The sequence below is a fragment of the Vibrio sp. NFR genome (genome assembly GCF_027587095.1).
GTDB classification, from domain to species: Bacteria; Pseudomonadota; Gammaproteobacteria; order Enterobacterales; family Vibrionaceae; genus Vibrio; species Vibrio harveyi.
This window is the reverse complement of the sequence record NZ_JAPPTN010000001.1, coordinates 611747-629461: the sequence shown is the minus strand read 5'-3', so window position 1 is coordinate 629461 and position 17715 is coordinate 611747. Positions and strand designations below refer to the sequence as shown.

Below are 17715 nucleotides of genomic sequence, written 5' to 3'. Positions count from 1 at the left end.
GGATAAAACATTGAGATATATCAGACTATTGATGGTTATTTTAGTTCATTAATCGAGAACAATACTCAGCTCTCAACCATTTCTATATTTAATTGATATGTTGTTGGTGCCAAGTTTTAACCGGAGCTCAAACCACTGTGAACCGTTACGCCGTATTGTGCCTCGACAACAATCCAATCAGTGCCGAACAGTTTCGATTGGAGTTGTCTGCCTTTTCGAGCAAGTTTGATATTCTCTCTGTGGAATCGATAGAAGAAGCACAGAGCGCTCTCGAATATCTCGAAGAAAGAGAACAAAAGGTTGCGCTGGTTATTGCGAGCCATCATGCACATTTTAATGGCGTTGACTTCCTCATCGGTCTAGACCGCAAGCCACACACTGAGCAAGCTCGCAAAATCCTCATTAGCTGCTCGTCCGATATTGAGGCCATTTTAACCGCCGTCAATGAAGGACGCCTCGATCACTGCTTAACCAAGCCTCTTCCGGATAAGGTCCTGTTCAATACGGCGCAAAAAGAGCTGACCCAGTTCATTCTCCGTCATGATAGAGAAGACTTGCTCAACTACAGCCAAATCCTCGACCAGCATAAATTGCTGCGCGCTCACATCGAAAATCAGATGAGCAACTATCAAGCAGGGTTCTTGAACGACTACCACGCCCTCTCTGATGGGGAACTTGCAGAACAAGTCATCACGGCGTTGCAACACTTCTTTGAACAAAATGACGATACCAAGGCTTGCCGTACCTACTCTCCTGAACACCTACTTACGATTGAAGGCGAGCCAAACAGTTTCTTGTGGTTTATTACCAGTGGTGAGGTAGCGCTCTACAAACGTGATGAACTTGGCATGCAACGTGAAGTGGTACGCCATTCAAAAGGAAACATTGTCGGCGGCATGTCATTTGTCACTGGAGAGAGTTCGTTTTCAACTGCACTCACCCTAACAAAAACGGAAGTCATCAAGCTTGACAGAAATGTCTTCCGTAAGGTGATGCAAGGTGATTCTAACTTACTACCTCTGTTTACCAACTTGTTGCTACGTCACTTCAACCGACGATTGCAACGCAGTATCAACACTAAGTTGCAACTGCAAAAAACATTGGAATCATTGGAGTCCGCCCACCAGCAACTCATCGAACGCGAAAAAATGGCGATGCTGGGTCAACTTGTTGCGGGTGTCGCACACGAATTAAACAACCCCATTGCAGCTATCTTGCGAGGGGTAGAAAACCTAACTCTGACACTTGAAAACCTACTCACTCAGCTACCTAGTTACGAGGTTCAAGAAAAAGGCATTGGTTTACTGACAAGAGCTCAAAACGCCAAACCGGCTTCGACCGCAGAACTCAGAGAGCGAGTAAAACAATTGAGCTCCAGCCTTCCCGACAGAACATTAGCAAAGAAAGTCGTTAATCTAGGACTTGAGGGCGACCAAACTTTGGTTGCACAACTTAACCGTCAAAACGCCGACTCATTGGATTCACTTGGCACGTTAGAACAATATCATCAAGTCGGCGCATCACTTCGCTCAATCAATGTTTGCGCAGCTCGCATTGCTGATATGGTGAAAAGCTTAAAAGGCTACGCGCGCTCAGACGACGAAGGTTTACACTTTGCCAACTTACATGAAGGCATAGAAGATACATTGGTGATCTTTGAGAACAAACTCAAGATGCATAAGGTCACAACAAACTACGCAGAACTTCCTAATACACTCTGCCAACCCATTGCTTTACAGCAAGTTTGGACGAATCTGATTTCCAACGCCATTGATGCCTTTCCTGATAAAGGCGAACTCACTATTCAATCTCGCTTGGTAGAAAAAAACCAACAAAAGTATGCCGTAATTTCATTTACAGACAACGGATGTGGCATCCCCGAATCGCAACAAAAAGCCATTTTTGAACTCAACTTTACAACCAAGAAAGAAGGTAATTTCGGTTTAGGTATCGGACTGTCTATCTGCCAACAGATTATGGCAAGCCATAAAGGCTGGATAGAGGTGGAATCTGAGCTCAACCATTTCACTTGCATGACCGTCTGGTTACCTATCACTCAAGAAGGAGATGAAGTATGACTAAATATCTGATTTTATGTGTGGATGATGAAAGAGAAGTCTTAGATAGTGTCCTTCAGGATTTGATGCCATTCGAAGAAAATTTCGTTGTTGAGGGTGCGGAATCTGTCACGGAAGCAAAACAGGTGATTGAAGAAATGGCGGAAGACGGTATTCAGCTTGCCTTGATTCTGTGTGACCACATCATGCCGGAGCAAACTGGCATCAGCTTTTTAATCGAACTCAGTCAAAATGGTGACACTAAATCATCTCGCAAGCTGCTCTTAACGGGTCAAGCTGGCTTAGAAGACACCGTTGAAGCAATCAATCATGCGAGCCTCGATTACTACATCGCCAAGCCTTGGAAAGGTGAAGAGCTCAGAGACGCTATTGTTTCGCAACTGACTGCTTTTATGATAGAAAATGATGACAACTTATTATCGTGGACATCCATCCTAGACGCAGAGGCAATCCTCAACGCGATGGCACAACGACGTGCAAGCTTTGGTGAATGAGAGCTGGGATAGAAAAACAAGTCATATTCGTCATCAACATGGCGCGTTTTTTGCTGATAAAACGGCACAATGAGTCATTTGACAAAACATCGACACATTTTTGTTGGTCGTAGACCTTCGTTTTTATTATGATGTCGAACAAATCAGATTACGGTTCAAGTGGTTACTTGGATCCATGGAACTATAAGACAAGGTTTATCGTTAGTTATGCGTAAAACACTATTAGCCGCTGCCCTTTTGTTGGCATCAAGCCAAGCTCTAGCTGCGAACGACTACAACGCTCCAGCAACAATGAGCAACTTTAGCTACGACTACATGGAAGCTCGCATTGGTGCTAGCCCAGTAACGTTCGGTGCTGGTTTCAGCAAATCAATCCACCCAAATGCACACGTAATCGCGCGCATCGACTCTGAGTTTGATGGTGATTTCGATTCAGCAGCAGGTTTTGGTTTCCACTCACCACTAAACAACTGGGCTGACCTAACGGGTGCAATGCTAATGCGCGTTGTACAACCGTCAAACTCAAGCAGCACTGACGTTGGTATGGAACTTAACTTAGGCGTGCGCCAATGGCTTGGTCCTCAACTAGAAGTTGGTGGTAAAGCGGGTTACGTTTCTATCGACAACGATGACGATTGGATCGGTTCTGTTTACGCTCGTTTCCACTCTACAGAGCTATTCTCTCTGGGTGCTGAAGCGCGTATCAACGACTTCTACGGTGATCAAGTAATGTTCACTACTCGCTTTAAGTTCTAAACGTCTACTGAGCGTACTTTCTTAAAGTATGAACTAAAAAACCGAGGCATTTACCTCGGTTTTTTTGTATCTACAAACTGTCTTGTTGCAATGACTAACTCAAATGAAGTGGCCAAAAGCATCAACTTCCTTTTGTCGCTTTCAACACTCACCTTTTATGACTCGCTAACTTCATCCTAAACGAGTCAATCATCGTGAAACTAAAGCGATTTATTCACACATTGCCAGCAGTTGTTTCTTGCGTGGTTCTTGGAGCAGCTTCCAGTGAATACCATCAGTGGCGCCAGCAAACTTCCATAGAAGCTTCACATCAACATCACTACCGTATGTCACTCTTACTTTATTAAATACTTCTACTGGTCCTAGTTCCAAAAACGTTTCTACGTCATCAATACCTGCTTTTTTGACCATACGCTCTAGCGTCAACTGCATATTGGGTAGGTCACGCAAACGTCTACTGGCTGAAGACTTTTGGTATTTACGTTCCTTAATAGAACATTCAATCGATTTTTGTAACAACGCGTCTAGACCCGCAAAACCTGAGTCAAATAGATCGGTTACATCATAGTAGTTAACGGTTGCCGTCGTTTGTTTTTTGACGTGCTTATATTTTTCACAGTTTAGTTGAGTAAATTCTTCATCTAACCCGTTACCACCACGTAAATAACAACAGTCGTTACTTACTAGTGCGAACATTGCGTCGTTGCTGAATAAACCAATCCCGCCAAACATTGAACGTTTTTGGTACTCACTAAAATTGCTTACATAGTTAAAAAAAGCTTGGTCTGTCATGTCCATTGACCTCTGTAATTGGAATAAATTACCCCGATTAGCGATGTCACCAGATGAACAGCAGCTTATAGCGAATTATAAATTGTCGATATGTTGGCGATATTTTTGTGAATTGCGCTCACCAACTGTCTTAATCATACTTAACGTTGAAAAATAAGTTAGGATCTATGTCACAGTTGCCGAACTACAAATTCCACATACGTGATTAGTTTCACATTTACTCATCCTTAAGCGATGTTTTTTTGACACAGCAACTGCCAAAAATCAAACATCATGGTGATAAATGCGGCAATTGCGAACGTGAAATAGGTATTTAATTGATAAGCAACATAGTGTGGAGGTACACTGTACGAAAGCTCTCTAGCACAACGTCATAATGGAACATCTATCATTTTTTTGGCTACCAAATAATAAAGATAAGCTTATAAAAGCACTCGAATCTGAGTTCGCTCACCTAGTAGAACAATCAATTTCTACCGGGAAAATCTCCCTTCCTCCTATCCCTGATGTCGTACTTAAAATCCAGCAACTCTGCACAGAAGAAAACACCACGATTTCCGACGTCGCAAATGCGTTACTAGAAGATCCTAGTCTTGCTGCGGTTGTGGTTCGCGTCGCGAATTCCGTGATTTTTAATCGCCGTAATATTACCTGTAATGACCTGACAACAGCGGTATCTCGCTTAGGCATTTTACGAGTGAGGGATATCGTCACAGCTCAAGCAATTGAACAGTTAAAGCATTCGGTCAACCTTTCTAAAGACTGCAATAGTATATTGGTGAAAAGTGCCGCGGTTTCTCGTGAGCTAGGCGCAACCATGGTATTGGTTGTCCAAGAGTTCCGTAAGCATGAACCAGCGACATACGGTCACCTAGAGCAAGAAAAAGCGCTATTAGTAGGTTTGTTGGCGGATATTGGTCTGTTCTGTCTCATCAACGAATACCACTTATATCTTGATCGTGGTAATTACTTAGATGCAGATATTGCACTACAAATATTCCAAACGCGCTGTTCTGCGACAAGCAAATTAGTATTGGAGAAGTGGGGTTTTGACAATGATTTCCGTGAGGTTTCATCGAATGAAAAATATGAAGCATCGCGCCCAGAAGTCAGCTACCTAGATATTGCTCGTATCGCAAACCACTTATTAATGTTCCGTAACCAAGATGAACGCATTGAAGATCATGAAGTGGAATTCAATTTAACGGGTGCAGAAATCTTGTACGAGTTGAGCAATATGAGTGATACTGACTTCCATTGTGAAATTAAAGAAGTTCTAAGCGCAAGCGGTCTTTAATCTCTCAATACTTCATTTTAAGCCACGCTAAGCATCAGATAGTATTCTGAGCTGTTTATGCGTGGCTACGTATTTTGCTTACCTCATAAAGGAATCATTGAGTTTTATGTTCTCAGGGATGCTATTTATCTTTGCCCCATTGGTGGTGGGCTACTTAATTCCAATTTCTCAGGCGTCGGTACTTGATAAAATCAACAAGTCGACCTCATACCTGATTTACGTCATTCTCTCCTTGATGGGTTTAAGCCTTGCTGCGCTCGACAACCTCGGCAGCAACTTGCAAACCATCTTGCTTTACGCTGGTACTTTCTTCGTCTGTTTGGGCGCTTGTAACCTACTTGCCTTGCCGCTAGTCGATAAACTGCTTCCTTTGCAAACCGACCAAAACCAGAAAAAACTCCCACTGTCTTCTATGGCATTAGAATCAATCAAGCTTGTTGTCGTCGTTGGTGGTGGTTTGATTGCCGGTTTGATCTTGCCAATTGGTCTTTCTTGGGTGGATACAGCGAGCGAATGGATTTTATTTCTTCTACTGTTCTTTATTGGCATTCAATTGCGTAATAGCGGCTTAACCCTTAAGCAGATTCTGTTGAACAAACAAGGCATGGCGATTGCGACAGTCATTATTGCAACTTGTATGCTCGGTGGTGCAATTGCCTCAGTGATCTTGGATTTACCACTCTACCAAGCGCTGGCAATGTCTTCTGGCTTTGGTTGGTATTCGTTAGCTGGCATCTTGATGGGTGATGCATTTGGTCCCATTTTTGGCGGCGCTTCCTTCTTGATTGAATTGATGCGTGAGTTGGTCGCATTAGTTGCTATTCCATTGTTTATTCGCACCTACCCTTCAACAGCCATTGGTTACGCAGGAGCAACAGCAATGGACTTTACCCTGCCAGTCATCCAGACAACTGGAGGTGTTCGATGTGTGCCTGTCGCGATCGTAAGTGGTTTTATTTTGAGCTTATTGGTGCCTGTCATGATGCTTTTCTTTGTGTCTCTTGCTAGCTAGATCTCAGGAATATTCATTAACATCCATTACAATACGGCAAAAATTCAAATACCCACGTAACCTCAAAATGCTCAATTCAAAGAGAATTTTCTGGATTACCGCTTAGTTATCGAGCCCTTTGATTTTTAAACTCTTGGATCGGTAATCAGTGACAGGCAAGGCATAGTGCCTATTGGGGTTACAAAGGGAATTCAACCAAAAAGGAATAACAATGAAACGCTTTGTCGTTGCAGCGCTCCTCGCTACAAGCTCAACTTTTACCTTTGCTGCTGACCAGCAATGTCTTGCAAACAAATACGACGGTTATATAGACGCCTCTTTACAGTGGTATCAAGACCTTGTAGACCTAACCGTTACTCAATACCCAGATTTAAAAGAAGTAAGTCAATGGTTCTTAGAAGGTCGCCAACACCACTTTGAATTAAACCGTGAAGCGGTACATTACTTCCTGAAAAATGATCCTAGCCGTGTTGCTACAGAGCAACCTGTTGAAGCGTGGCTCAAGCTAGAACAACACGATGTGAAGCAGCTTGCAACACGCAGTGATGAGCTCGGTCAAGCTGCACAAAAAACGTTTAGTGATCGTCAATCGGCGAACCATCCAAAGAACTATGACCTACGTTCTGCATTTGCTGACTTATTGAGCCACCCAAAACAGATCGATTCTGCGCTTAATAAGTACAATCAATCAATTGCTAAGATTGAAAAGCAGAAGTGTGAATAAACCTCGCCCTAGAATTTCATTTCAGCAACATGGGTTTCAATAATTAAAACGGGACTTTGCGCCCGTTTTGGTTTAGATTGTGCCGCTCGCATTACCAAAATAACTACAAAGATTCTTTGCTATGGTTAAGGAACAAAAAACCGCTGACGTTAGCTTCGAGAGCTTGTTAAAGATCTTCACAATTCCTGAAGGTCCAGATTCTACGTTGACCAAAATCGACGAGAGTCTCTCCCAGAACTTGAACAAATTTCTTCGTGAACACATCGTGGCAGAAGAAAAGCCTTTACGTGAAATTGAGAAAGACTTTTCTTCTGCTCAGATTCCTGAGCAACCAGAGTTCGTGTCAGACCATACCGAGCACCTACTAGATACCTTGGTATCTCACTCGGTTCATACCTCTGCGCCAAGCTTTATTGGTCACATGACTTCTGCACTGCCGTATTTCTTAATGCCGCTGTCGAAGATCATGATCGCCTTGAACCAAAACTTGGTAAAGATTGAAACTTCGAAAGCATTCACACCACTTGAACGCCAAGTACTTGGTATGCTGCATCGCCTTATTTATGGTCAGGACGACAAGTTCTACCGTAAGTGGATGCACAGCGCGAAGCACTCTCTCGGTGCATTTTGTTCTGGCGGTACCATTGCGAACATTACTGCGCTTTGGGTTGCTCGCAATAAAGCACTAAGAGCAGATGGCGCATTCAAAGGGGTAGAAAAAGAAGGTCTGTTCAAAGCCATGAAACATTATGGCTATGAAGGGCTGGCAATTCTGGTTTCTGAGCGTGGGCATTACTCACTGAAGAAAGCTGCCGACGTACTTGGGCTTGGTCAAGAAGGATTAGTTGCCGTCAAAACAGACGCAAACAACCGCATTATCGTTGATGACTTGAAAGCAAAAATTGCGGAACTTGAGTCGCAAAATATCAAGCCTATTGCGGTGGTTGGTGTTGCTGGTACGACAGAAACCGGTAGCGTTGACCCGCTTCCTCAAATCGCTGAAGTGTGTGCTGAACACGATTGTCACTTCCATGTGGATGCAGCATGGGGTGGTGCGACACTGATGTCGAACAATCATCGTCACCTACTTGGTGGGGTCGAACTTGCAGATTCTGTGACGATTGACGCGCATAAACAACTCTACATCCCTATGGGTGCAGGTATGGTTCTGTTTAAAGACCCAGATGCGATGAAGTCAATCGAGCACCACGCACAATACATTTTGCGTAAGGGCTCAAAAGACCTAGGTAGCCACACCCTTGAAGGCTCTCGCTCCGGTATGGCGATGTTGGTTTACGCGGCAATGCATATCATTAGCCGACCTGGTTATGAACTGCTGATTGACCAGAGTATCGCCAAAGCGCGCTACTTCGCTGATCTTATTAACGAGCAAGAGGACTTTGAGTTAGTGTCTGAGCCTGAGCTTTGTCTGCTGACTTACCGTTATTTGCCAACCAATATGCGCGCAGCATTAGAGAAAGCACAAGGTACGCAGAAAGAGAAACTGAATGAGTTACTCAACCAACTGACTCAGTTTATCCAAAAGCGCCAGCGTGAAACAGGTAAGTCCTTTGTGTCACGCACTCGACTGAACCCAGACCAATGGCAACGCATGAACACCATTGTATTCCGTGTTGTGTTAGCGAACCCATTGACGACCAATGACATTCTAAGTGCGGTATTGGACGAGCAGCGCGAAATTGCTCAACAAGCCCCAAGCTTAATGGCAAAAATTAAAGAAACTGTCGACGACATTCTCAATTCTTAAGCGCCAATGTGAGTTACATCAAATTGAAAATTTCTTTCTTTTTGATGTAACTCAATCATCATTATTGTGCCACTAGAGCAACAAACCATCGATCCCACATCCAATTCTGTAGTTTTTACAACATTTTGTTTGAGGCTTGTCAAATTCTCACGAAATAGTAACCGTATTTGGTTTAGCCAGATTGAGGATCGGGTTTATACTGAATTTATGGCGCTGGTAGTTTTCGTTAACGCCCCTCTAGACCGAGAAGCCTTTGGGTTTCCATTCGTTAGCAGAGCCAGCGAGTTGTTCTCTATACCCTCGTGAACACTATGAATACATTAGAAAAAATTCAAAAAAATCTGGAGAATTTCAGTAAGTCAGAGCGCAAAGTTGCGGAAGTGATTATGGCGTCTCCACAAACTGCAATTCATTCAAGCATTGCAACGTTAGCTAAAATGGCTGACGTGAGTGAACCTACTGTTAACCGTTTCTGTCGTCGTCTGGATACCAAAGGTTTCCCAGATTTTAAACTTCACCTTGCGCAAAGCCTTGCCAATGGTACGCCTTACGTTAACCGTAATGTGGAAGAAGACGATGGTCCTGATGCCTACACGCACAAGATTTTCGAATCTACAATGGCGTGTTTAGATGTCGCAAAAAACAGCCTTGATGCGATGCAAGTTAATCGTGCAGTTGATCTCCTGACTCAAGCGAAGCGCATCTCATTCTTCGGTCTAGGTGCTTCTTCTTCTGTCGCACGCGACGCTCAAAACAAGTTTATCCGCTTCAACATTCCTATTACTTGTTTTGAAGATATCGTAATGCAACGCATGAGCTGCATTAACTGTAGCGACAATGACGTTATCGTTCTGATTTCTCACACAGGTCGTACTAAGAGCCAAGTTGAGATTGCGAACCTTGCACGTGAAAACGGTGCAACCGTTATTGCAATCACAGCAAAAGACTCACCACTAGAGAAAGCGAGTTCACTGGCTATTACACTAGACGTGCCAGAAGATACCGATGTGTATATGCCAATGGCAAGTCGCGTAGTACAAATGACGGTTATCGATGTCCTAGCAACAGGCTTCACGCTGCGCCGTGGTACTGGCTTCCGTGAAAACCTAAAGCGAGTAAAAGACGCATTGAAAGACAGCCGCTACGATAAGCTAAGTCAATACTAACGAATCTACAAAGGGGAGCTAAGTAGCTCCCCTTTTCGTATCTGTTCAGGTCGTATTTCTATTGATTCACATCCGATAGATCAGAGCGAGACTCCAGCACTTCTACTGAACTTACGTGATGCGAACTCTCTCCTACACACGCATCGCTACAATCACAAACTTGACGAAGAATGTACACCAACCGATCCTGCGTAAGGGGTAAGGGGTTGCCTTTGATTGCTACTGACTTCAAAGCATCATCCGCAACTTGCTCAAAAGAAGTTTGGCATACTCCAAACTTACCTAACTGAGGTAGCGCTAGCTTATCTAACACCATTTTCACCCAAAGCACGCCATCGTGCTCATTGGCATTAGTTCGGTCCGTCACTAATTGCGCTAAACGCTTATAACGACTGATCACATCACTTCGTCCTGCTTGCTTTGCCGCATTGATATTCTCTTGCATCACATGCGGAGCCAGACGTGCAGTAATCACACTATGCGGCGCATCAAGCTTGCCTCCCAATGCGGAAGCTAAACCATGCGCAGCGCCGAGCTTGGCATTTGTGATTGCCATTCCGCCTAAAAGTGCCGCAAAAGAAAGGTCTGATCTGGCTTTGTGACTGTCTTGTTTACACCCTGCAATTACTGAGCGGCTTAAGCGACGTAAACCTTCTTCACACACCATATCGGTAAGAGGATTTGGATCACCACAAACGTAGGCTTCCATAAGGTGAGTAAACGCATCCATCGCGCCACGACCAGAGGTATACTGGTCAGTACCATAGGTTAAGGTTGGATCAACAATCGCAACGTCTGCGAGCATTTCCGGGCTTCTTAAGCTTACTTTCACTTGGTCTTGCCCCGATTTAAGCACAGCATTTCTGGTTACCTCTGACCCTGTGCTTGCTGTCGTAGGAATAGCAATAAAATGAATCGGCTTGGTTTTCAAAGGAACGTTTCTTCCAACGACTTCGACGTAGTCATAGACGTCACCTTGGTTAGGTATGATCGCCGCGAGCGCTTTGCCCATATCAATGACACTACCCCCTCCAATCGCGATAACCATATCAGGTTGGAACTTGCGTCCAAGCACTGCGGTTTCTTCTACCATTGTGATATTAGGTTCACCATTGATGGCAACGTGTTGATAACGCATGTTCTGCGCTTTTAGATAATTAATGATAGGTGTGGCACGTTGCGTATCTTTACCAGTCACCAGTAAAACGCTGTAGCCAAATTGATTGATTACAGACAGCGAAGATTGGAGTGCTCCCTCGCCGAAGATAATCCGTGTCGCAGTCATAAACTGAAACATACACTTCCTCCCCAAAACAACAACTCACACTAGAGTGCTATGCTTTCCACCAAAAAAAGTTGACCAAGTGCACCTTGCCGCCATTAACCCTTCAAAAAGTGTGTTTTTATGCGTCACTTCACATACTTACGTCATGTGCTTTTGCGGTTAAGAATCATTCTAAAAAGTGACTTTTCATGGCTTTAAGCTTAGTGCGTGTTTAGTTTTTATACGATAGATTTCGCCTATCGAGACAAGAGGTAAATGCTGCTTTATTTCCGTATCTGGATCGGGCATAGTTGTCCCAAGAAACGAAAGCATGTACCGACATGAAGTCTAGTTGTGCTTTCAAAAAGAATAGATTTTAGGAGAAATAAGATTATGTTCGTAGTTATCTTTGGTCGCCCAGCTTGCCCATTCTGTGTTCGCGCGAAAGAGCACGCAGAAACACTTAAAGCAAAACGTGATGACTTCAACTACCGTTACGTAGACATCCACGCTGAAGGTATTTCTAAAGCTGACCTAGAGAAAACAGTTGGTAAGCCAGTAGAAACTGTTCCTCAAATCTTCATCGACCAAACACACATTGGTGGTTGTGATGATTTTGAAGCTTACGCAAAAGAGCACCTAGGTCTATTCGACGAGTAATTCAAATTACTGAATTTTTAAAAGCCGCTATTAGCGGCTTTTTTATTGTTTATTCAATTTGTTATTCCCTTACGTCAGGTAATAGTAAAACCTAAAAAAATTCACTTATCTTTTTGCTATATTTAGTTACAATTCGCAATTCTTAATCTTTTATTTGGCACACACTTTACCGAGCCACACAGTGAACATAGACGTCGTACACCTTCTTGAACAAAACCCTATTCTTCTAATCTTCGTCGTATTAGCAATTGGTCTTGCCATTGGTAAAATTCGCTTTGGGAACCTACAGTTAGGTAACTCCATAGGCGTCCTCATTACTTCTCTTGTTATGGGTCATCTTGGTTTCTCCTTTAACGCGGAAGCCCTAACCATCGGCTTTATGCTATTTATCTACTGTGTAGGTATTGAAGCTGGTCCAAACTTTTTCGGCATATTTTTCCGCGACGGTAAACATTATTTTATTTTGAGCATGACCGTATTAGTCTCAGCGGTAGGGTTAACCTATTTCTGTAGCCATTACATGGGACTCGATTTTGGTCTATCTGCGGGTATGATGGCCGGCGCTCTTACCGCTACGCCTGTATTGGTGGGCGCACAAGATGCGTTGAATTCTGGTCTTGCAACCATCCCACGAAACATGGATTTTTCTTTGGTATTAGAAAATCTATCGGTTGGTTATGCGATGGCTTATTTGGTGGGTTTGATCAGTATGATCATGTTCGCCAAACTGTTGCCAAAACTGCAAAAGCAGAATCTATCCGATTCAGCTCAGCAAATTGCGCAAGAACGTGGATTGGGTAACTCTAGCCAACGTAAGGTCTACTTGCCAATCATCCGCGCGTACCGCGTTGGTCCTGAGCTAATTGACTGGACAGATGGTAAGAACCTTCGCGAATTGGGCATTTACCGCCAAACAGGCTGCTACATAGAGCGTATTCGCCGTAATGGTATCCTTGCTCATCCAGACGGTGATGCAATCCTACAAGAAGGTGACGAAATCGCATTGGTAGGCTTCCCAGATAGCCATGCACGTCTTGATCCAAGCTTTCGCAACGGTAAAGAAGTATTCGACCGTAACTTGCTGGACCTTCGAATCGTCGAAGAAGAGATCGTGGTTAAAAGTGATGCAATTGCTGGTAAGCGCCTATCTGATTTGAATCTATCGGAATTCGGCTGTTTCTTGAACCGCGTAGTGCGTGCTCAAATTGAAATGCCAATGGACTTGGACATTGTTCTAGCCAAAGGTGATGTGCTCCAAGTAAGTGGAGAGAAGAGTCGTGTTCATGGTCTCGCTGAGAAAATCGGTTTCATCTCGATCCACAGCCAGATGGCAGACTTGCTCGCATTCTGTAGCTTCTTCATTCTAGGTATTATGTTTGGTTTGGTGACCATGACGTTTGGTCAAGTGTCATTCAGCCTAGGTAACGCAGTTGGCCTGTTGCTTTCAGGCATCACGCTGGGCTTCCTACGAGCGAACCACCCTACTTTCGGTTATGTACCGCAAGGGGCATTGAATATGGTCAAAGACTTAGGTTTAATGTTCTTTATGGTTGGCATCGGCTTAAGCGCCGGTGGCAAGATGTTTGAACACTTAACTCAAGTGGGTCCACAAATCATCGGTTTGGCATTTATCGTTAGTGTTGTGCCTGTCGTGCTCGCGTACCTAGTTGGCGCTTACGTACTTAAGATGAACCGTGCTCTACTCTTTGGTGCCATCATCGGTGCTCGTACGTGTGCACCAGCAATGGACGTAGTGAACGAATACGCGAAGTCGACTATTCCTGCCCTTGGCTACGCAGGTACCTACGCGATTGCCAATATCTTAATGACTTTAGCCGGTACGATTCTGATTATTTTGAGTTAATCTCTTTGAGCGCGCTTTTCAGGTGTGTTCAAGCAGCGCTCATTATTCAGCACAGAGATTCAAGACACAAAAAAGGCGCTCAATGAGCGCCTTTTTAATACCGTTAGAAACGATTAGATTTGAGTGAAATCTGTTTCTACTGCTGGGTTAACGTCTGCTTCGTAATCCACACCGTCAACACCAAAGCCGAATAGCTTCAAGAACTCTTCTTTGTACTCAACGTAATCAGTCAGCTCTTTTAGGTTTTCAGAGGTAATTTGTGGCCATAGATCTCGGCAGTGTTGCTGGATATCTTCACGTAGTTCCCAGTCATCCAGACGCAGACGGTTTACTTCATCTACTTCTGCTGCGCTGCCGTCTTCTTTGTAAAGACGTTGGCTGAACATACGGAAGATTTGCTCCATACAACCTTCGTGTACGCCTTCTTCACGCATTTTCTTGAACACCATCGCGATGTAAAGAGGCATGACAGGAATTGCAGAACTTGCTTGAGTCACAACAGACTTAAGTACCGCTACGTTTGCGCTACCGCCAGTTGTTGATAGTTTCTCGTTAAGTGCTGCTGCTGCGCGGTCTAGGTCCATTTTCGCTTTACCTAGAGCACCATCCCAGTAGATCGGCCAAGTAAGCTCTGTACCGATGTAGCTGTACGCCACAGTTTTGCAGCCATCTGCTAGAACGCCAGCTTCTGATAGTGCATTAATCCATAGTTCCCAGTCTTCACCGCCCATTACGGTTACTGTGTCTTGGATTTCTTGCTCAGTAGCAGGCTCTACGCTTGCTTCGATGATTACGTCTTTGTTGGTATCAACAGCAGTCGACGTGTAAGTTTCACCAATAGGCTTAAGTGCTGAACGGATCAGTTCACCCGTTTCTGGCATTTTACGTACTGGAGAAGCCAGTGAGTAAACCACCATATCCACCTGACCAAGGTCTTCTTTGATCAGATCGATTGTTTTCTGTTTTGCTTCATTTGAGAAAGCGTCGCCGTTTAGGCTTTTCGCGTACAGACCTTCTTCACGAGCTAGCTTCTCGAAAGCAGCCGCGTTGTAAAAACCTGCTGTACCTGGCTTCTTCTCTGTGCCTTCTTTTTCGAAGAAAACACCAATAGTTGAAGCGCCGCCACCAAATGCCGCAGCGATACGAGAAGATAGACCGTAGCCACTTGATGCACCCACAACAAGAACGCGTTTTGGCGCGTTTTTAATTGGACCTTGCGCTTTAGTGTAAGCAATTTGTTCTTTTACGTTAGCTTCACAACCCACTGGGTGCGTAGTAGTACAGATAAATCCACGAATTCTAGGTTTGATGATCATATTCAACTTCCTTTAAAAAACGTTGCTAGGATAAAAGGTTCAGCCCTACTTCGCACCTAATTTCTGTAAAAATGCTGCGAAAATGCAAGTGGTTGGAGCACTCAACAAAAAAGCTATAGGCTCAAACACGAAAAAGCACCTCAATTGAGGTGCTTTTCTTATTTTATGCGCGGTCGTATTACGCTGCCGAGTTCAAATGCGATTTTTTGCTTGGTGCATTAGTACGAACTTCTGAAAAGTCGTGGCTAAAATGGTCGACTTGAATCGCTTTATAGCGCAGTTTGTCTGCTGCCATAATTTGATCAATTTCTTGCTCAGTAAGTACGTCCGCTTCGAATGCTTGTTGTAGACGGTCATGCAATAAACCTTTACGCGCTACCTTGCCATCTTTCGCTGCTTTCATCAGTTTGCGTTCAAGAGGCTTCACGTCGTACATCGCAAGGAACGCTCGTTCCATGAGCCCTACGCTATCATCCTCTGATTGACCGATATAGCATAAGCTCGTCATTCGGTCACGTTGAGCTCCAGGCGTCATCATTGCCTCTGCAAGGCTCACACAGAGCTCATCGCTTGGAGCTTTGAAGTGATTACCCAATGGGAACAACAGACCTTTCAGAACGCCACCGACGTATTTCACTGGGAAGTTTGAATACGCTTCATTAAGCGACTTCGATGCGTTGTACAAACAGTGCTGAACGGCATAGTGCACAAAGTTCAAATCACCTTGTTGACGACCTTCATCTTCGTACTTCTTAAGTGCAGCAGACGCCATGTACAAGTAACTCAAACTATCACCGAGGCGTGCAGAGATCATTTCTTTACGCTTCAGATCGCCACCTAGAGTTAACATTGCAAAGTCTGCGCTCACTGCAAGTGCGCGGCTTAAGCGCGTGATGTCTTTATAGTATTGCTGCGTAGGACCGCTCATGTGCGCTTTAACAAAGTGAGAACCTGTCAATGCCGCGCCAAGAGCACCAAAAGTATTACCCATCGCATGTTTAATATGTTTGAACAACAATTCGTCAAACTCTTTTGCGCCTTCTTTTACATCTGGGTTTGCTGCTGCTTCCATTTCTTTCAAAACATATGGATGGCAACGTGTCGCACCTTGACCGAAGATCATCAAGTTGCGAGTCAGGATGTTTGCACCTTCAACGGTAATCGCAACGGGAATACCCAGATAGTGCTTAGCTAGGTAATTCATTGGGCCATCTTGAATCGCACGTCCTGCATGAATATCGAAAGAATCGTTCAGGATAGTACGAGCCATTTCGGTCATGTGGTATTTGGCAATTGCGGTCACGATGCCCGGCTTCTCCTTCATATCCAGAGAAGTGGTTGTCAGCGTTCGTGTCGCTTCCAACAGGTAAGTTAAACCACCAATGCGACCCATCGCTTCTGCCACACCTTCAAACTTACCAATCGACATACCAAACTGCTTACGAACATATGCATAAGCACCGGTTGTACGCGTTGTAAGGTGACCAATCGCGGTACCAAGTGCAGGAAGAGAGATACCACGACCAGCCGATAGACATTCCACCAACATACGCCAGCCTTTACCTGCGTATTCGGAACCACCAATCAACCATTCCATTGGAATGAATACATCATTACCGCGTGTTGGACCGTTCATGAATGCAGAGCCTAGTGGGTCGTGACGCTCACCGATCTCCACACCTTCATGATCTGCTGGTATAAGTGCACAAGTAATGCCCACGTCTTTTTTGTCGCCAAGTAGACCATCAGGATCTTGAAGCTTAAATGCCAACCCAAGGACTGTTGCTACTGGCGCTAGAGTGATATAACGCTTATTCCAGCTAACACGGATACCAAGAACTTCTTCTCCTTCGTGAGTTCCGTAACACACTACGCCTTGATCTGGAATGCCACCGGCATCAGAGCCCGCTTCTGGACCTGTAAGGGCGAAACACGGAATGTCCGTACCATCTGCTAAACGCGGCAACCAATAATCTTTCTGTTCTTGAGTACCATAGTGAGACAGTAACTCACCAGGTCCCAGAGAGTTTGGAACCATCACTGATACCGCAGCACTGATACTACGTGTTGCGATGCGAGAAACGATGGTCGAGTTAGCCAGTGCTGAGAACTCACGACCGCCATACTCTTTTGAAATGATTAACGAGAAGAAACGCTCTTTGCGCAAGTATTCCCATACTTCAGGCGAAAGATCTCTGTCTTCCTTAACGATCTTTTGATCATCAAGCATTTCAAGCAATGTTTCGAGTTCATTGTCCATGAAAGCTTGTTCTTCAGAAGAAAGCGCAGGTTTTGGATAGTGATGTAACGTCGTAAAGTTAGGTTTGCCTGAGAACAGCTCAGCATCCCACCATACGCTACCCGCTTCCATCGCTTCTTTTTCCGTGCTCGACAATGGAGGGAGTACTTTCTTAAACATTTTGAATGCTGGGTCACTAATCCATTTTCTTCGTAGAGAGCTCATAGTTCAGATCCTTTTGTTCACGTCACCGCTCGCGGCTTTAACTTATTTTATTATTGATTT

At 44.3% G+C, this 17715-nt stretch carries 14 protein-coding genes; 10 read left to right on the top strand and 4 right to left on the bottom strand.

The window, feature by feature from the left end; all coding sequences use genetic code 11:
- Positions 1 to 137: 137 nt before the first annotated feature.
- The 3 genes from OH463_RS02800 (at position 138) to OH463_RS02790 (ending at position 3328) form a co-directional block, all read left to right on the top strand.
- Positions 138 to 2078 (top strand): ATP-binding protein, encoded by a 1941-nt coding sequence (locus OH463_RS02800; protein WP_269990446.1) that lies wholly within the window; start codon positions 138 to 140, stop codon positions 2076 to 2078.
- On the top strand, positions 2075 to 2572 hold the full coding sequence (locus tag OH463_RS02795; protein ID WP_009698122.1) for a response regulator: 498 nt from the start codon (positions 2075 to 2077) through the stop codon (positions 2570 to 2572). Before OH463_RS02800 ends, OH463_RS02795 begins: the two co-directional genes overlap by 4 nt.
- A 207-nt stretch (positions 2573 to 2779) precedes the next feature.
- Positions 2780 to 3328 carry a hypothetical protein gene (locus OH463_RS02790; RefSeq protein WP_005442235.1) on the top strand — a complete coding sequence of 183 codons (549 nt, stop codon included), beginning with the start codon at positions 2780 to 2782 and terminating at the stop codon, positions 3326 to 3328.
- A 210-nt stretch (positions 3329 to 3538) separates the two neighbouring features.
- Here the strand turns inward: OH463_RS02790 and OH463_RS02785 are convergent, their stop codons facing one another.
- Positions 3539 to 4126 carry a TfoX/Sxy family DNA transformation protein gene (locus OH463_RS02785; protein WP_005444533.1) on the bottom strand — a complete coding sequence of 196 codons (588 nt, stop codon included), beginning with the start codon at positions 4124 to 4126 and terminating at the stop codon, positions 3539 to 3541.
- Positions 4127 to 4496: 370 nt separating this feature from the next.
- On the opposite strand from OH463_RS02785, the gene OH463_RS02780 reads away from it, so the two are divergent.
- From OH463_RS02780 to OH463_RS02760, 5 genes are all read left to right on the top strand, one after another.
- Complete coding sequence (locus OH463_RS02780; RefSeq protein ID WP_005444535.1) at positions 4497 to 5417, top strand: HDOD domain-containing protein; 921 nt, start codon at positions 4497 to 4499, stop codon at positions 5415 to 5417.
- 106 nt (positions 5418 to 5523) lie between these two features.
- A complete protein-coding gene (locus OH463_RS02775; RefSeq protein ID WP_017819491.1) occupies positions 5524 to 6429 on the top strand; it encodes a lysine exporter LysO family protein in 906 nt (301 codons plus the stop codon).
- A 211-nt stretch (positions 6430 to 6640) separates the two neighbouring features.
- Positions 6641 to 7153: a hypothetical protein gene (locus OH463_RS02770; protein WP_005444538.1), complete on the top strand. Its 513-nt coding sequence runs from the start codon at positions 6641 to 6643 to the stop codon at positions 7151 to 7153.
- A 121-nt stretch (positions 7154 to 7274) separates the two neighbouring features.
- Positions 7275 to 8921, top strand: a complete 1647-nt coding sequence (gene panP, locus OH463_RS02765) for a pyridoxal-dependent aspartate 1-decarboxylase PanP (protein WP_009698124.1) — start codon at positions 7275 to 7277, stop codon at positions 8919 to 8921.
- Positions 8922 to 9232: 311 nt separating this feature from the next.
- Entirely contained in the window at positions 9233 to 10087 is an 855-nt protein-coding gene (locus OH463_RS02760; protein WP_005444542.1) for a MurR/RpiR family transcriptional regulator, read from the top strand.
- Between the two features lie 58 nt (positions 10088 to 10145).
- Here the strand turns inward: OH463_RS02760 and OH463_RS02755 are convergent, their stop codons facing one another.
- A complete protein-coding gene (locus tag OH463_RS02755; RefSeq protein WP_009702965.1) occupies positions 10146 to 11384 on the bottom strand; it encodes an iron-containing alcohol dehydrogenase in 1239 nt (412 codons plus the stop codon).
- 360 nt (positions 11385 to 11744) lie between these two features.
- Between OH463_RS02755 and OH463_RS02750 the strand changes: the two genes are divergently transcribed.
- Entirely contained in the window at positions 11745 to 12011 is a 267-nt protein-coding gene (locus OH463_RS02750; RefSeq protein WP_005428550.1) for a GrxA family glutaredoxin, read from the top strand.
- 181 nt (positions 12012 to 12192) lie between these two features.
- The gene (locus OH463_RS02745; RefSeq protein ID WP_005444545.1) at positions 12193 to 13875 is read left to right on the top strand and encodes an aspartate:alanine antiporter; all 1683 of its coding nucleotides are present in this window, start codon (positions 12193 to 12195) and stop codon (positions 13873 to 13875) included.
- Positions 13876 to 13988: 113 nt separating this feature from the next.
- On the opposite strand, the gene fabV is transcribed toward OH463_RS02745, so the two are convergent.
- Together fabV and OH463_RS02735 are read right to left on the bottom strand one after the other, a co-directional pair.
- The gene (gene fabV / locus OH463_RS02740; protein WP_005444550.1) at positions 13989 to 15191 is read right to left on the bottom strand and encodes an enoyl-ACP reductase FabV; all 1203 of its coding nucleotides are present in this window, start codon (positions 15189 to 15191) and stop codon (positions 13989 to 13991) included.
- A 178-nt stretch (positions 15192 to 15369) separates the two neighbouring features.
- Positions 15370 to 17655: an acyl-CoA dehydrogenase gene (locus OH463_RS02735; RefSeq protein ID WP_269990445.1), complete on the bottom strand. Its 2286-nt coding sequence runs from the start codon at positions 17653 to 17655 to the stop codon at positions 15370 to 15372.
- Positions 17656 to 17715 lie beyond the last annotated feature (60 nt).

Bases quoted from the DNA above. Each gene is read 5' to 3' on its own strand.
- OH463_RS02795 (WP_009698122.1), top strand. From the start codon at position 2,075: ATGACTAAATATCTGATTTTATGTGTGGATGATGAAAGAGAAGTCTTA.
- OH463_RS02790 (WP_005442235.1), top strand. From the start codon at position 2,780: ATGCGTAAAACACTATTAGCCGCTGCCCTTTTGTTGGCATCAAGCCAA.
- OH463_RS02785 (WP_005444533.1), bottom strand. From the start codon at position 4,126: ATGGACATGACAGACCAAGCTTTTTTTAACTATGTAAGCAATTTTAGT.
- OH463_RS02780 (WP_005444535.1), top strand. From the start codon at position 4,497: ATGGAACATCTATCATTTTTTTGGCTACCAAATAATAAAGATAAGCTT.
- OH463_RS02775 (WP_017819491.1), top strand. From the start codon at position 5,524: ATGTTCTCAGGGATGCTATTTATCTTTGCCCCATTGGTGGTGGGCTAC.
- OH463_RS02770 (WP_005444538.1), top strand. From the start codon at position 6,641: ATGAAACGCTTTGTCGTTGCAGCGCTCCTCGCTACAAGCTCAACTTTT.
- panP (WP_009698124.1), top strand. From the start codon at position 7,275: ATGGTTAAGGAACAAAAAACCGCTGACGTTAGCTTCGAGAGCTTGTTA.
- OH463_RS02760 (WP_005444542.1), top strand. From the start codon at position 9,233: ATGAATACATTAGAAAAAATTCAAAAAAATCTGGAGAATTTCAGTAAG.
- OH463_RS02755 (WP_009702965.1), bottom strand. From the start codon at position 11,384: ATGTTTCAGTTTATGACTGCGACACGGATTATCTTCGGCGAGGGAGCA.
- OH463_RS02750 (WP_005428550.1), top strand. From the start codon at position 11,745: ATGTTCGTAGTTATCTTTGGTCGCCCAGCTTGCCCATTCTGTGTTCGC.
- fabV (WP_005444550.1), bottom strand. From the start codon at position 15,191: ATGATCATCAAACCTAGAATTCGTGGATTTATCTGTACTACTACGCAC.
- OH463_RS02735 (WP_269990445.1), bottom strand. From the start codon at position 17,655: ATGAGCTCTCTACGAAGAAAATGGATTAGTGACCCAGCATTCAAAATG.